Source organism: Mesorhizobium amorphae CCNWGS0123, from assembly GCF_001686985.1.
In the GTDB taxonomy this organism is placed as follows: domain Bacteria; phylum Pseudomonadota; class Alphaproteobacteria; order Rhizobiales; family Rhizobiaceae; genus Mesorhizobium; species Mesorhizobium amorphae.
The window spans coordinates 1,599,445-1,613,833 of record NZ_CP015318.1 but is presented as its reverse complement, the minus strand read 5'-3'; the positions used below and the strand labels follow the sequence as shown (position 1 = coordinate 1,613,833).

The 14,389-nt window shown below is 64.1% G+C and carries 14 protein-coding genes; all 14 read right to left on the bottom strand.

Going from position 1 to position 14,389, the window contains the following annotated elements; all coding sequences use genetic code 11:
• Positions 1–4: 4 nt before the first annotated feature.
• Positions 5–1,270: a methionine adenosyltransferase gene (gene metK, locus A6B35_RS07600; protein WP_006202919.1), complete on the bottom strand. Its 1,266-nt coding sequence runs from the start codon at positions 1,268–1,270 to the stop codon at positions 5–7.
• 168 nt (positions 1,271–1,438) lie between these two features.
• Positions 1,439–1,858: a helix-turn-helix domain-containing protein gene (locus A6B35_RS07595; protein WP_006202918.1), complete on the bottom strand. Its 420-nt coding sequence runs from the start codon at positions 1,856–1,858 to the stop codon at positions 1,439–1,441.
• Positions 1,859–1,998: 140 nt separating this feature from the next.
• Positions 1,999–3,591 carry an apolipoprotein N-acyltransferase gene (gene lnt / locus A6B35_RS07590; protein WP_006202917.1) on the bottom strand — a complete coding sequence of 531 codons (1,593 nt, stop codon included), beginning with the start codon at positions 3,589–3,591 and terminating at the stop codon, positions 1,999–2,001.
• Between the two features lie 93 nt (positions 3,592–3,684).
• A complete protein-coding gene (locus A6B35_RS07585; RefSeq protein ID WP_006202916.1) occupies positions 3,685–4,155 on the bottom strand; it encodes a VOC family protein in 471 nt (156 codons plus the stop codon).
• Between the two features lie 10 nt (positions 4,156–4,165).
• Entirely contained in the window at positions 4,166–5,239 is a 1,074-nt protein-coding gene (locus A6B35_RS07580) for a hemolysin family protein (protein ID WP_065518166.1), read from the bottom strand.
• 27 nt (positions 5,240–5,266) lie between these two features.
• Complete coding sequence (ybeY, locus tag A6B35_RS07575) at positions 5,267–5,773, bottom strand: rRNA maturation RNase YbeY (RefSeq protein WP_006202994.1); 507 nt, start codon at positions 5,771–5,773, stop codon at positions 5,267–5,269.
• A 17-nt stretch (positions 5,774–5,790) separates the two neighbouring features.
• Positions 5,791–6,783: a PhoH family protein gene (locus A6B35_RS07570; protein WP_006202995.1), complete on the bottom strand. Its 993-nt coding sequence runs from the start codon at positions 6,781–6,783 to the stop codon at positions 5,791–5,793.
• 83 nt (positions 6,784–6,866) lie between these two features.
• Entirely contained in the window at positions 6,867–8,168 is a 1,302-nt protein-coding gene (gene miaB, locus A6B35_RS07565; protein ID WP_244425947.1) for a tRNA (N6-isopentenyl adenosine(37)-C2)-methylthiotransferase MiaB, read from the bottom strand.
• A gap of 170 nt (positions 8,169–8,338) precedes the next feature.
• Positions 8,339–9,139, bottom strand: coding sequence for a lyso-ornithine lipid O-acyltransferase (olsA, locus tag A6B35_RS07560; protein WP_006202998.1), 801 nt, complete (start codon positions 9,137–9,139; stop codon positions 8,339–8,341).
• A gap of 134 nt (positions 9,140–9,273) precedes the next feature.
• Positions 9,274–9,768, bottom strand: a complete 495-nt coding sequence (gene rimI, locus A6B35_RS07555; protein WP_006202999.1) for a ribosomal protein S18-alanine N-acetyltransferase — start codon at positions 9,766–9,768, stop codon at positions 9,274–9,276.
• A complete protein-coding gene (gene tsaB / locus A6B35_RS07550; RefSeq protein WP_006203000.1) occupies positions 9,768–10,445 on the bottom strand; it encodes a tRNA (adenosine(37)-N6)-threonylcarbamoyltransferase complex dimerization subunit type 1 TsaB in 678 nt (225 codons plus the stop codon). Before tsaB ends, rimI begins: the two co-directional genes overlap by 1 nt.
• A 138-nt stretch (positions 10,446–10,583) precedes the next feature.
• Positions 10,584–11,690, bottom strand: a complete 1,107-nt coding sequence (locus A6B35_RS07545) for a DUF1513 domain-containing protein (protein WP_006203001.1) — start codon at positions 11,688–11,690, stop codon at positions 10,584–10,586.
• Between the two features lie 3 nt (positions 11,691–11,693).
• Positions 11,694–12,773 carry an imelysin family protein gene (locus tag A6B35_RS07540; protein ID WP_006203002.1) on the bottom strand — a complete coding sequence of 360 codons (1,080 nt, stop codon included), beginning with the start codon at positions 12,771–12,773 and terminating at the stop codon, positions 11,694–11,696.
• Positions 12,773–14,380, bottom strand: coding sequence for a di-heme oxidoreductase family protein (locus A6B35_RS07535; protein WP_040583001.1), 1,608 nt, complete (start codon positions 14,378–14,380; stop codon positions 12,773–12,775). The genes A6B35_RS07540 and A6B35_RS07535 overlap by 1 nt, the downstream gene beginning before the upstream one ends.
• Positions 14,381–14,389: the final 9 nt, after the last annotated feature.

The following is a 14,389-nucleotide window of genomic DNA, read 5'->3' as shown; positions in this document are numbered from 1 at the left end:
GCCGTCAGGCGGCGACCGCGTCCTTGAGCGCCTTGGCGAGATCGGTCTTCTCCCAGGAGAAGGAACCGTCGCGGCCTGCCTTACGGCCGAAATGGCCATAGGACGAGGTCTTGGCATAGATCGGCTTGTTGAGGTCGAGGTGACGGCGGATGCCGGACGGCGACAGGTCCATCACGGTGCGCAGTGCGTCTTCGAGCCTGGCCTCTTCGACCTTGCCGGTGCCATGCAGGTCGACATAGACCGACAGCGGCTGGGCGACGCCGATGGCGTAGGATAGCTGGATGGTGCAACGGTCGGCAAGCTTGGCGGCCACAACGTTCTTGGCAAGGTAGCGCGCAGCATAGGCGGCGGAGCGGTCGACCTTGGTCGTGTCCTTGCCGGAGAAGGCGCCGCCTCCATGCGGTGCGGCACCGCCATAGGTGTCGACGATGATCTTGCGGCCGGTCAGTCCGGCGTCGCCGTCCGGCCCGCCGATGACGAACTTGCCGGTCGGATTGATGTACCAGTTGCAGTCGTCGGCGATCCTTAGATCGCCGAGCGCCTCGCGGATATAGGGTTCGACGACCTTGCGGACCTTCTTCGAGTCCCAGCTCGAATCGAGGTGCTGGGTCGACAGCACGATCTGCGTCGCCTCGGCGGCCTTGCCGTCGACATAGCGGACGGTGACCTGGCTCTTGGCGTCCGGCCCGAGCTTGCCCGCATCGCCGCTGCCTTCATGGCGCGCGGCGGCCAGCAGTTCGAGAATCTTGTGGCTGTAGTAGATCGGCGCCGGCATCAGGTCCGGCGTCTCGCGGCAAGCATAGCCGAACATGATGCCCTGGTCGCCGGCACCTTCCTCGCCCTGCCGGTCGGCGGCGTTGTCGACGCCCTGGCCGATGTCGGGCGACTGGCCGTGCAGCAGGACCTCGATCTTCGCCGTCTTCCAGTGGAAGCCGGCCTGCTCGTAGCCGATCTCGCGGATTGCCTTGCGGGCTACCGATTTGAACTTGGCCGGATTGACGACCGGATGACCGGCGGCATCCATCAGGATGTTGCCGGCCTTGTCCTTTTTCAGCAGCGTCTCGGGAACCCTGACCTCACCGGCGATGATGACGCGATTCGTTGTAGCCAGAGTCTCGCATGCGACACGGACCTTCCAGGGGTCCATGCCGGTCTTCTTGGCTTCGCGATAGACCAGATCGACGATTTCGTCGGAGATACGGTCGCAAACTTTGTCGGGATGGCCCTCGGCAACGGATTCCGAGGTGAAGAAGTAATTCTGCCGCGTCACGGGTGTCCCCTCTTGAAAAAAATCGGCTGGTTGCCGATTTTGGCGCGCCACGTGTTAGCGGTGCCGGGCGCCGCTCGTCAAGCGCTGCCGCGGTTCTGGCATGAAATGTCGGCTCAGTTGGCTTGTGCCAGCGACGGCAGGGCGCCGCCGGTGGCACAAGCCCCTGGATCAGTCGGCGTCATCGGTGGAAAGGGATTTCACCAGATCTATGATCCTGCGGCGCACCTTGACGTCGCCAATCTTGACGAAGGCGCGGTTGAGTTGAAGCCCCTCCGGACTGCCGCAGAACTCGACGGCGAAAGCCATCGACGCATCTTCGGCAAATCCACGATTGCCCACGGCCTCCTGACCCGGGGCATCCTCGAAAAAGAAGGCAACTGGCACGCTAAGGATGGAGGCTATCGCCTGCAAACGGCTGGCGCCCACTCTGTTCGTGCCCTTCTCATACTTTTGGATCTGTTGAAACGTGATGCCGAGATTCTCACCCAGCTTCTCCTGGCTCATTCCAAGCATATTGCGCCGGAGCCTGATGCGACTTCCGACATGGATGTCGATCGGGTTCGGCTTTTTCTTGTTTTCTTCTGTCATTTTCTCCTCGCCGAATTTTTCCGGCTTTTTCTATTTTTTCTTGCCCAAACGAAGCCGGAGCCAACTGCCCCAACAGAACCACCAACCGACTTCGAGAAAATTTTAGGCACTTACAGTATGAGTTTCTAATGTGTCGGCTGTCAATTCACCCGTAGCCGTTGCCTTACATTCGATGTGAACCCTCCCAGGGCGAACAGGAATATGATCAGCAATCCGTTAATTCGCCGCTGGGCGGCGGAAATGAGGGCGCGCCCAGATATCGGCACCCGCACATCGATGGCTCCACGCGCGTCGACGGCGAGCGCGTCGACGATGCGTCCGCGCGGGTCGACAACGGCGGAAATGCCATTGTTAGCCGCGCGCAACAAAGGCAAACCATTCTCCACGGCCCGGATCTGAGCCTGCCTGAAGTGCTGGTACGGACCCGGTGTATCCCCGAACCAAGCGTCGTTCGTGACATTCACAATAAGCTCGGATGACGTAGCGTCAACTGCAACCAGATCGGGAAAGATAACTTCGTAGCAAATGAACGGGAGCGCCCGCACACCGTCCGGCAGCGTGATCGGATGCCGTTCGTTGCCGGCCGCGAAATTCATCGGCCCGGCAACGAGCTGTTCGATGCCGAAGCGGCCGAGCAAGCCGGCGAAAGGCAGATACTCGCCGAACGGCACCAGGTGGACCTTATCGACGGCGTCCGTGATCTCGCCCTTGTCGTTGATCGCCACCACGGAATTGTAATAGCGGCTGTCGGCGCCGGCCGCCGAGCCGCCCTCCTCGCGAACGACGCCGGCGACCAGCATCTGGCCTTCACCCAGCATATCGCCAAGCGCGGTCAGCGCGTCCGGGCGTTCGGTGAACAGGAAAGGCACCGATGTCTCCGGCCACAGAATCAGTTGCGGCTTGGCATGGCCGGGTTCCGGTTCCTTCGCCGACAGGCCGAGCAGTGTGGCGAAGATGCGGTCGCGCACCGAAGCGTCCCACTTTTCGCTGAGATCGACGTCCGGCTGAACGATGCGGACATCGATCGAGCGGGTTGCCGGTTCGACCGGCATGGCAAGCCTGACATAGCCGAAGCCGACATGGGCGGCGACAAGCAGGATAAGCAGCCCAAAGCCCAGGCGAAGGTGCCGGCGCCCCGCAACGAGCGCGGGCAGCGAAAAGACGAAGACCGCCAGCGCGTTCATGCCGATCATGCCGGTCACCGACACGCTCTGCATCAAGAGCGGCACCGGCATTGCCGCGTAGCCGACGGCATTCCAGGGAAAGCCGGTGAACAGGAAATCGCGCAGCCATTCCGCCAGGCCGAAACCGAAGGCGAGTGCCGCAATGCGGCCGATATCGTTGTTCCACAGGAGTCGCGCGACGACCGCGGCGAAGCCGTAGAAGAAGGCCATTGCAAAGGGGATTCCGACCACCGCGAAGGGCAGAGCCCAGGCGAAACTGTCGGCCTCGACCAGCAGCGCCTCGCCGATCCACCACAGGCCGGCAAGAAAATAGCCGAAGCCGAACCACCAGCCGATGGCGAAGGCGGGCCTGAGCCGCCTCAGCCACCCGTCGGAGGCCTCGCCGGTCGCGCCGTCGAGCAGCCAGACCAGGAGCGGGAAGGAGATGAAGCAGACGGCGAAGAAATCATAGGGCGCCTGGGCGAGAACCGCCAACGCTCCAGCGAGAAACGCCACCAGCGCGCGGCGCCAACCCCAAAGCAGTATTATCCGGCCGGCCAGGCGCTGCATACACACTTCCAGTCGCGCGAATCACGACAGCAGATTTATCAGAATTATCGGAACGGGGCTTGCGCCGAGAACCCCGACCGGCCAATCACCGCGCTATCGGTGCCAGCCCTCGATCTTCAGATCGCCGAGCCGCTCAGCCTCTTCGCGTGGCACGGCCCGCATGGTCTGGGTGAATGTCCAGACATGGCCTTCGGGATCGCGCGCCCGGTAAAGCCGTTCGCCATAGAACTGGTCGGCAGGCTCCTGGGTGATGTCGGCGCCTGCTGCCCTCGCCTGCTCGCAATGCACGTCCAGGCCGGCATCAAGGCGGATATAGATTGATTGCGTGTTCCGGCCGCCGACAGAAGCCGGGCTGGCGATATGGTCGGCCCATTCGGAATCGACGATGATGTAGCCGTCGCCGAAGCGCATCTCGGAATGGACAAGCCTGCCGTCGGCGTCGCTGACGACCATGCTCGGCTCGAATCCGAAGGCCTTTTCGAGCCATTTCAACGCGGCCCGCGCGTCCTTGTAGAATACGCCGGAACCTATGGTCGAGTGCTTGAACGGGTCGTCGACCGACATCGATCGGCGCTTAGGCCTGTTCGGCGCGGGCGGCGCGGCGGCGACGCTCGCCCTTCTGGCTCTGCACGATGCGCACGCGCTTGACCCGGCGCGGATCGGCGTCGAGCACGTGGAACTCGAAGCCGGGTATGGCCTGCACAACTTCGCCACGGGCCGGCACGCGGCCAAGGGTGTTGAAGATCATACCGCCTATGGTGTCGACATATTCGCCGTGCTCGCCGGCGGCGAAATCCTCGCCGATCATCTTGGCGACCTCGTCTATCTCGGCCTTGCCGTCGACGATGAAGACGCCTTCGCCGGTCTGGGTGATCATCGGCTCGTCATCGTCGTGCTCGTCCTCGATGTCGCCGACCACCATCTCGACGATGTCTTCCAGCGAGGCGAGGCCGTCGGTGCCGCCATATTCGTCGATGACCAGCGCCATCTGAGTGCGCGTCGTCTGCATCCGACCCATCAGATCGGAGGCAAGCATTGACGGCGGCACGAACAGCACCGGTCGGATCAGGTTGAGATCACCGATGGTGCGCGCGAGATCGACCTGGGCGAGATCAAGCAACGTCGTGGCCGGCGCCTTCCGGCTGGTTCGGCCCTTCTTGACGCGGGCGACCTTGGTGATGTGGGCAAGCACGTCGCGGATGTGGACCATGCCGCGCGGATCGTCGAGCGTCTCGGAATAGACAGGCATGCGCGAATGTCCGGACTGTTCGAACAGGCCGAGAAGATCGCCCAGCGTCGTCGTGATCTCGACCGCCTCGATGTCGGCGCGCGGCACCATGACGTCCTCGACGCGCACCTCGCGCAGGCGCAAGATGTTGTTGAGCATTGCCCGTTCGCCGGGCGAAAAGGCGCCGGCATCGCTGGTCGTTTCGGCAAGCGCGCCGGCAATTTCCTCACGCAGGCTGGTGCCGTTGCGCTGCCTGAACAGGCCAAGCACGCGATCGAACAGGGAAGGACCGGCAGGCGATGGCTCGCTGGCGATGCTGCCGGTCGTTGTACTCGGACTCGAGCCCTCTTCCGTCGTTTCGGAAGGCTTGGTCGCACTGCCGGCGTCGGAGCGGGCGGCAGTCTCTGGTTTGTCGTTCATCGTCGTCCGGTCAATTGATCTTTTTAGTTACGCGTAGGGATCGGGAATGGCAAGCCTCGCAAGCGCTGAGCGCTCGATCGCTTCCATCTCCTCGGCCTCGGCGTCGGTCTCGTGATCGTAGCCCAGAAGGTGCAGCAGGCCGTGGATGATGAGATGGGTGATATGGTTCTCGAGCGGCTTGTCTTCCAGACCCGCTTCCTTCGCGACCGTCTCGGCAGCCAGTACGATGTCGCCCAGCATCGGCGGCAGCGGACCGCCCTTCGGAAACGGAAAAGCCGGGAAAGACAAGACGTTGGTCGGCTTGTCCTTGCCGCGCCAGCCGTCGTTGAGGGTGCGGATATGGGCGTCGTCGGAAAAGACGATGCTGAGCTCGGAACGGCCGGCGGCGCCGGTTTCGGCAAAGGCGGCCGACACGGCGCGATCGACCAGACGCGTCAGCGCCGCCTCATCAGGCCAGTCGCCCGACTCGATCGAAATATCGATGTCGACGGGAACCGAAAGATCCCCGCCGCCAGGTTTTATGTCTTCAGGCATGAGCCCGCATCGTCACATCAGCTCTCGGTGCCCAGGCCGCGCGCCAGCTTGGCGTCGCGGTCATAGGCCCTGACGATTTCCGCCACCAGCGGATGGCGAACCACGTCGCCGTCGCCGAAGCGAACGGTCACCGAGCCCGCGACGCCATCGAGGATGCGCAGTGCTTCGACCAGGCCCGATTTGGTGTTCGAGGGAAGGTCGATCTGCGTCGGATCGCCGGTGACGATCATGCGCGAGTTCTCACCGAGACGGGTGAGGAACATCTTCATCTGCATCGGCGTGGTGTTCTGCGCCTCGTCGAGGATGACGGCGGCATGTGCCAGCGTCCGGCCGCGCATGAAGGCCAGCGGGGCGATCTCGATAACCTCGGCGGCGATCGCACGCTCGACCTTGTCGGCCGGCATCATGTCGTAGAGAGCGTCATAGAGCGGCCGCAGATACGGATCGACCTTTTCCTTCATGTCGCCGGGCAGGAAACCCAGCCGCTCGCCGGCCTCGACGGCGGGCCGCGACAGGATGATGCGTTCGACCATGCCGCGTTCGAGCAGCATCGCCGCATGCGCCACCGCCAGATAGGTCTTGCCGGTGCCGGCCGGGCCGATGCCGAAGACAAGCTCGGACCGCTCCAGCGCCCGCATATAGGCGTCCTGGTTGAGCGAGCGGGCATAGATGGTTTTCTTGCGCGTCGAAATCTGGGCGGCGGACATCTTGCCCTTGCGCTCCAGCGTCGGCAGCGTCAGCTGGTCGTCGGCGGCGATCGCCATGCGCACGGCGCCGTCGACGTCGGACTGGCCGATGTCGACGCCTTTCTGGAGAATGCCGTAGAGATTGTCCAAGGCGCGGCGCGCCTGCTCGGCGGCGGAGGCCGAGCCTTTTATGGTCAGCTGGTTGCCGCGCGAGCGGATATCGACGCCGAGCTTCTGTTCGAGTCTGGCCAGGTTCTCGTCGAACTGGCCGTACAGGGCGCTGGCAAGCTTGTTGTTGTCGAAGGTCAGAACGATGTGCGCCATGTCAGAGGCCCCGGATGCCTGGCTCGGGGGCAGATTCTTCAGTTCAGCAGCGCTCAACCGTCTCTCCTCATCTGCCGAGGCCGTCAGGCCAATTCGGCGAACAGGCTATTGTAGCCCGTCCTTGTGATTCGCACCTGGATAATGTCACCGATTTCGCCGGCCTTTTCATCAACAATAACCGGCTGCAGCCATGGCGAGCGGCCGACCTTCTGACCGGCCTGACGGCCGGGCTTCTCGATCAGCGTGCCGATGGTCCTGCCGACCAGGCTCGTGCCGAAGTCCTGCTGCTGCTTCAGGAGCAGGGCCTGCAGCCGCTGCAGGCGTTCGTCCTTGACGGCTTCCGGCACGTGATCGGTCATTTCGGCGCCCGGCGTGCCGGGACGCGGCGAATATTTGAACGAAAAGGCCGAGGCATAGTTGACCTGGCGCACGAGTTCCATCGTCGCCTCGAAATCCGCCTCCGTCTCGCCTGGGAAGCCGACGATGAAGTCGCCGGACAGAGCAATGTCGTTGCGCGCAGCGCGGATACGCTCGATCAGCGCCAGATAGTCGCTTGCGGTATGCCTGCGGTTCATCGCCTTGAGGATACGGTCGGAGCCCGACTGCACCGGCAGGTGCAGATAAGGCATCAGCGCCGGCAGGTCGCGATGCGCCGATATCAATTCGTCGTCCATGTCGCGCGGATGGCTGGTGGTATAGCGCAACCGCGCCAGGCCGGGGATTTCGGCCAGCCGGAACAGCAGGCGGCCAAGGCCCCATTCGCTGCCGTCCTCGCCCAGGCCGTGCCAGGCATTGACGTTCTGGCCGAGCAGCGTCACTTCGCGCACGCCGGCCTCGGCCAGGCGCTCGGCCTCGGCGACGATCTGTGCCACCGGCCGCGAGACTTCGGAGCCGCGCGTATAGGGTACGACGCAGAAGGTGCAGAACTTGTCGCAGCCCTCCTGCACGGTGAGGAAGGCGGTGACGCCGCGCTTGATCACTTCGGCGCGCTTCGGCTGCGGCAGATGCTCGAACTTGTCCTCGACGGCGTAGTCGGTCTCGACGATCTTTTCGCCGCCGCGCACCCTTGCCAGCACGTCGGGTAGCCGGTGGTAGGTCTGCGGGCCGATGACCAGATCGACGGCCGGCGAGCGACGGATGATCTCGGCACCTTCGGCCTGGGCCACGCAGCCGGCGACGCCGATCAGCAGTTCGCGCCCGGCCGCGGCGCGCTCGGCCTTCATGTCGCGGATGCGGCCAAGCTCGGAATAGACCTTTTCCGCCGCCTTTTCCCTGATATGGCAGGTGTTGAGCAGGACCAGATCGGCCTCGGCGATGGCATCGGTCGCGACATAGCCGTCGGCGGCCAGCGCATCGGTCATGCGCTGCGAATCGTAGACGTTCATCTGGCAGCCATAGGTCTTGACGAAGACCTTTTTCGCCGTGCCAGCGGGTGCAGGTGCGCTGTCAGCCGCAGGGCCGATGTCGTCGCGCTCTATCGTGTTCAAGTCCATTGGGCGGCTTCTAACGCCTTTCCGTGACAAAAAACAGACGATTCTGGCCTAGCGCTTTCAGCCTACCGGCTTGGGCGTGGATCGGCGAGCGCGGCCTGGGCCATCTCGCGCACCCTGGCTTCCATCAGCCTTGCCGTCTCCTTGCGGTTCGATCCCTTGGCAAAGGCGATCGGTTCACCGAAATGGACCTCGACGTCCAGAGCACCTTCGGCCAGCAGCACCTTGAGATGCGGCATCAAATCCTCGTCGCCGATCCAGGCGGCGATCGGCCGGTGGCGGCGGCCGAGCGGCACGCCGTGCAACCGCGTGTAGACGATTGCCACCGGCTGAATGAAAACCTGTTCCGTCGCGCCTTCCGCGATCGCCATCGAGGCGGCGCCGAACAGCGTGCTCTTGAACGGCAACACCAGATTGCCGTCACCTGTCGAGCCTTCGGCAAACAGCACCATGGCATCGCCCTTGGCCATGCGACCGGCGATCTCGCTCGCCTGTTCGCCCGACGTGCGCTTGCGCTCGCGCTCGATGAAGACGGTGCGCTGCAGTTTGGACAGCATGCCGATCAGTGGCCAGCCTTCCATATCGGCGCGGGCGATGAATTTCACGTCGACCATGGACCCCAGCACCATGATGTCGGTCCAGGAGATGTGGTTGGACACAACCAGCAGGGGGCGCTTGGTCGACAGCTCTCCCTTGACATGGATGCGCAATCCCAGCGCCCTCGCGATCAACCTGTGCCAGATCTTCAGGATGAACGTCTCCGGCCAGAGCCCGGTCTTCATCGACAGTATCTGCAGAGGCGCGAGGATCAGCGTGCCGGTGGCGACGAGGGCCAGCGCCGCGAAAATCCTGAATTTCTTGATCATTCGCCGGCCCTGCCGTTACGGCGCCGCGCGTTCTTTTTTGGACGCGCAAAGGACGCTGTAACACCCCAATGTGAATTTGCCGCATAATCCTTTCCGAAAATCGGATCCGATTTTCGGGGCCATGCGGCGTCTGGCTAGCGAAGATCGCGGCGCATGACAAGCGCGCCGGTCGGGCCGTGCTCCGCCGATCTGTAATAGTTGGCGCGCTTGCCGACTTCGCGAAAGCCGAGCCGCCGGTAGAGCGCAATGGCCGCCACGTTGGTCTCGTCGACCTCGAGGAAAAGCGCCTCGGCGCGCTGCGCGTGCAATTCGCGCAGGACCGCATCCATCAACTGCCAGCCAAGGCCCTGGCGGCGATGCGAGCGGGCGACGGCGACGGTCAGGATCTCGCCTTCGCCGGCGGCCAACCGCGCGAGCACGAAGCCTACCGGCGGCTTGGAGCCCTGTCCGGTCTCGCGCGCGGCATAGCCGAACACCGTGTCCTGCTCGAGCAGCGAGGCAAACTCATCGTCGGTCCAGGGTCGGACAAAATCCTCCTGGTGCAGCGCCGCGACAGCGGGACTGTCGGCAACCGTCAGAGGCTGAAGCGCATAGTCTCTGCGACGCGGCGGAAGGAAAGGAATGCGCATCAACTGACCTGCCTCGGTAGGATGAACCCCGCCTGCGGCTTTGCATCGGCGCCGCGCAGATAAAGCGGCTTGGGCTTTTCGCCTGCACCTTTGGCCGCTGCCAGTCGGGCATAGACGGCGATGTCGGCTGTGGCTGATGTCGGACCGATGTCGAAGGGATGGTCGACCGAAGCTGCGATCTGTGCCGCGGCAGTGCCGGCAAGGACTGCAGAAAGCTCCAGCGCCATAGCAACCGCTTCGGGAATAGTGGCGACCGATGGCCCGTAAGTCAAAGCTGACGCTTTATCATACAGAGCAGCATGAATCTCGTCGCGTCCGGCATCAAGCGCGGCCAGCACCGGCCGGTCCGGAAACAGCGTCGCCGCCTCCGCCGCCAGTGCTTCCAGCGTCGTTACGCCGATTGCCGGGATTTTCAGCGCCAGCGCCAGGCCTCGCGCGGCCGACACGCCGACGCGCAGGCCAGTGAAGGATCCCGGGCCGATGGAGACGGCAATGGCGCCAAGGCCGGGATATCCGGTGCCGGCGGCCTTCAGCGCCGCATCGATAACCGACATCAGATGCTCGGCATGACCCTTGCCGAGATCGAGCACCTGGCGGCCAAGCTCGCTACCGGCCGCCGCGTCATAGACGCAGGCGGCGCAGAGACTGGCGGCACAGTCGATGGCAAGCAACTTCATGGTGTCTGGTTAACGCCCAGGGTTGAAAAACAATTCCCTGTGCCCGCCATGGCCCGCCGCCGCAAGGGGGATGGTGCACAATTGTTAAGCGGCTTCGCTTCGGCCAGGGTCCAGATCCGTCGGCCTCCGGGCCGCTGCCTATGCAGCCTGCTCGATGCGCAGCATGTGATTGTCCCAGACATAGTCAGGCTCGGAGCGCGTCGTGCCATTGCCCTCGACGATCTCGCCGGCACCCGTCGTCGCCATGAAGCCCGAACCATCCGGCGCCAGGCCGCAGACCTCGACCAGCGCCCTGGTGGCGACGATACGGCCATTCCCAGCGTCGATGACGGCAAGCGAATTGCCTTCCGGCGAGGAGACGGCGACCGTGCCCGCAGCAGGATTGGCGGCGACCGAACCGATATAGTTGCGGAAACCGGAGAGCACATCCTGCGGCATGTCGAGCAGTTGCAGTTCCTTGCCGCGCGCGGCCCGCCCGACCAGCAGCGGACGATCGGTGCCCGGCCCCCGATACTGGCAGCCGAACCAGACCGTGCCGGACGGATCTGCATCCATGTGGCGGATCGACAGCTGGTGCAGTGCTGCCGGCAATTCGTGCTTTTCGATGAGATCGCCGGTGATGCGGTCGACCAGTACATAGGACGGCTTCATCGTCGCGATGTTAAGCTCGGCGCGGCCGTAGTCCGGATGCGTCTCGATGCCGCCATTGGCGACGGCGATAGTCCTGCCGTCGCCCTGCAGCAAGAGCTCGTGCGGCCCCATGCCATAGGTCGGAAACTCGCCGACGCGGCTGAATTTCGCGCGCGCGTCATAGACGCCGACGACGCCGGCGGCGTTGTCGAAATCATTCTCGGTGGCGTAAAGCAGCGCCCCATCGGTCGAGAACACGCCATGGCCGAAGAAATGCCGGCCGGTGATGCTGGCGATGGTCAGCGGCCTGTCGCGGCCGGTGTGGTCGAAGACCACGGCGAAGGTGCCGGGCTGCCGGGCAAAAACCACCGAGCGCTTCGACACCGGATCGAAAGTGACGTCGTGGCCTCGATCGGGCAGGTCGATGGCGTGCAGCAGCTTGCCGGCCTCGGACAGCACTGCTGCGCCATAGCTGCCGTCGCGTTTGACGAAGGCGGTGGCAAAGACAGCATCCGTGCCAAGCGTGTTAGCCCAGGCCTGAGGCGCCATTGCAGCGATGAAACCCGCGCCTGCGGCCTTGAGGAAATCCCGGCGGTCGATCAGCGGCGTCTTCATGGATCAGTCTCCGTCGAGCGAAGAAAAGCCGGCGGTCAGGCCGAATTCGGCGGTCAGCCTGGTGCCGATCAGCGTCGACAGGCTGGAGGTGATCAGCGCGAAATGGTCGAGTTTGTCACGCTGCGCCGGATCGGCGAGCGCCTTGTCGATCGGGCCGTTCACGGACTTGGCGGTCGCGACGCCGTTGGTGAGCTGGATATGGATCGAATCGGCCATCCAACGTGCATCTTCCGGCAGGGCATCGCCAAGTTGCGAAGCCTGGAACAGCGTATCCATGCCCGAGAGATTTCCCGCCAGGGACGTGGCGGTGCTTTGCGAGCGCCAAAAGATGGCCAGCTTGGGCTTGTCGCCTTCCGGCTTGCCGCCCAGGAAGCCTTTCAGGCGCACGTCGCGGACCATTTCGAGTTCGTTGATGAACACGCCCACCAGTTCGGTCACAGCTTCGGTGCCGTCGCGGTAGAGCGGGTTTTGCGGTCCCGGATTGGCCCAGAGTGCCGCAAACCCATCGGGCTTGTTCCAAGCCGCATCGACGTCGGTGGCCATGGTTTCGATGTTGCTGGCGACGGCCGCGCCATAGGCGCAGCGGTAGGGATCGTCCTTGCCGGCGAGGGCTTCGGCGCCATCGCCATAGAGCACGAACTCAAGCGCGCCTAGCCCCTGCATGGCGACGCTCTTGCCGGCCAGTTGGACCGGATCGGTAGCCGTCGGGTCCTTGCCGGCCAATGCCGCCTGCACCTGCTTCAGGCCGATGCTCTTGCGGTCCGGCCAATAGAGCATGCGTTCCAGCCGGTTGTTCTCCTTGATCGGCCCGAAGCCGATGATCTCGGCCTCCGACCAGGCCTCGACCGTGTACGAATACTCGGCACGCGCCGCATCGAGAGCGGTTTGCGAAGGCGCATCGCACAGATTGCGCATCGATTTGGTCAAGGTTTCAGTGTGCCGATGCAGACTGGCATAGGCCGGACGGACGAACCCATCGATCGCGCGCTGGATGACGTCGGTAGCCTTCACCTCCGCCAACGCCGGGGAAGCACCAAACATGGCCAGCGGAAGAGCGAGAACAAGCAAAAGACGCTTCAGCATCAGAGTGACTCCAGGAACTTGACCAGCGCATCGCGGTCGGCCGCATCGGCGGCTGCAAAGCGGTCGCGCGCCTTCCGGCCCTCACCGCCATGCCAGAGGATCGCCTCGGCCAGGCTACGCGCGCGCCCATCATGCAAATAGAAGGTGTTGCCGTTGACCGTCCGGGTCAGGCCAATGCCCCACAGCGGCGGTGTGCGCCATTCGCTGCCCGTCGCCTCGCCGACTGCCTGCCCGTCGGCCAGGTCAGGGCCCATGTCGTGCAGCAGAAAGTCGGAATAGGGCCAGATCAACTGGAAGGCTTGCGCCTTGTTCGGCGTGCCGCGAAGGGTGACGAATTTCGGCGTGTGACAGGAAATGCAGCCCATTTCGTAAAACTGCTTCTTACCGGCAAGCACTTGCGGCGTGTCGAGGTCGCGCCGCGCCGGGACGGCAAGGTTTTGCGAATAGAAGGTGACCAGGTCCATGACCGGCGGTGGCGCCTCGACCGGGCCGAGGCGCTGCTGCACGCCGTTCGGCATGGCAAGGCATGCCTTCTCGGCCGTGGTGCAATCGCCCTCGCTTTTCGGCATCTCCGGCGTCGAGATGCCGATATCGCCGGCGAAGGCGTCGGCAGCCTGCTCGCGGATCGACGGCGTCTGCGCCTTCCAGCCGAAGCGGCCCAGCGTCAGCGCGCCGCTCAGGCCGTCGCGCACGATGTTCGGCTTGCCGGAAATCCAGTCATTGTTCCGGTCCTCCGGATCGGCATGGGCGAGGATATCGGCCGGCGCGATCTGCTCGATCAGGCCAAGGCCGATCATCGGCGGCGTCAAACGCGGCGACAGCGTGGTGTACGGGTCGAGCGGCCCGTAAGCCAGGCCATCGACCGAATAGCTGGGCTTGCGCAGCGAAACAACGCTGCCGTCGCCGAGCGTCACCTCCTGTTCCCGGTAGTCGACATGCATCCTGCCTTCGCCGCGCAGACCGGGAACGGCGAGGTCCTGCAGTTGCGAACCGTAGACCGGGTCGGGAAAATTGAGCACCTTGTGGTCGGCGATCTCAGCCCTTTCTTCCGCGCTGCTGGCATCGCGCGCCAGCCGCAGGAACATCGAGGTGGAGCCGACGTCGCCTTCCGGCGGACGGCCGCGGCCGTCCTTCAAATGGCAATTCTGGCAGGCGCGCTCGTTGAACAGGGGGCCAAGGCCGTCCGAAGCCTGGGTCGAGGACGGCGACGAGACCCAGTTCTTGCGGAAAAGAGCATTGCCGAGCTTGAAGTTGCCTTCTTCCTCGAAGGTGATGTTGGCGGAGAATTGCGAGAAGGCGTCGCGGTTGGCGTCCCTGCGCGACGTACCGGCGCCGCCCTGCATCAACTCGAATTGCTCGGGCTTGGAGAAATCCGTTGTCGGTCGTGTCACGGCAAGGACGCGAGCCTGATCCTTCGGCGTCAGATCGGTGCGGCTCGTCGCCAGGCCTGCCGGTTCCAACGCGCCGGCCAGGGCCGAAGCCGAAAGTGTCAGCCCGACTGCAAGCGAAGCCCCGCGAAACAGCTGATACCGCGGGGTCTTCTGGAGCGACGGGCCATGATCTCCGGCCCGCCGCAAGCGGCGCAAGACTTCTACGGGGCGCCGCATTCCCGCATG

Excerpts from the sequence above, each read along its gene's own strand:
- A6B35_RS07595 (WP_006202918.1), bottom strand. The coding sequence starts at position 1,858 with ATGACAGAAGAAAACAAGAAAAAGCCGAACCCGATCGACATCCATGTC.
- lnt (WP_006202917.1), bottom strand. The coding sequence starts at position 3,591 with ATGCAGCGCCTGGCCGGCCGGATAATACTGCTTTGGGGTTGGCGCCGC.
- A6B35_RS07585 (WP_006202916.1), bottom strand. The coding sequence starts at position 4,155 with ATGTCGGTCGACGACCCGTTCAAGCACTCGACCATAGGTTCCGGCGTA.
- A6B35_RS07580 (WP_065518166.1), bottom strand. The coding sequence starts at position 5,239 with ATGAACGACAAACCAGAGACTGCCGCCCGCTCCGACGCCGGCAGTGCG.
- ybeY (WP_006202994.1), bottom strand. The coding sequence starts at position 5,773 with ATGCCTGAAGACATAAAACCTGGCGGCGGGGATCTTTCGGTTCCCGTC.
- A6B35_RS07570 (WP_006202995.1), bottom strand. The coding sequence starts at position 6,783 with ATGGCGCACATCGTTCTGACCTTCGACAACAACAAGCTTGCCAGCGCC.
- miaB (WP_244425947.1), bottom strand. The coding sequence starts at position 8,168 with ATGAACGTCTACGATTCGCAGCGCATGACCGATGCGCTGGCCGCCGAC.
- olsA (WP_006202998.1), bottom strand. The coding sequence starts at position 9,139 with ATGATCAAGAAATTCAGGATTTTCGCGGCGCTGGCCCTCGTCGCCACC.
- rimI (WP_006202999.1), bottom strand. The coding sequence starts at position 9,768 with ATGCGCATTCCTTTCCTTCCGCCGCGTCGCAGAGACTATGCGCTTCAG.
- tsaB (WP_006203000.1), bottom strand. The coding sequence starts at position 10,445 with ATGAAGTTGCTTGCCATCGACTGTGCCGCCAGTCTCTGCGCCGCCTGC.
- A6B35_RS07545 (WP_006203001.1), bottom strand. The coding sequence starts at position 11,690 with ATGAAGACGCCGCTGATCGACCGCCGGGATTTCCTCAAGGCCGCAGGC.
- A6B35_RS07540 (WP_006203002.1), bottom strand. The coding sequence starts at position 12,773 with ATGCTGAAGCGTCTTTTGCTTGTTCTCGCTCTTCCGCTGGCCATGTTT.
- A6B35_RS07535 (WP_040583001.1), bottom strand. The coding sequence starts at position 14,380 with ATGCGGCGCCCCGTAGAAGTCTTGCGCCGCTTGCGGCGGGCCGGAGAT.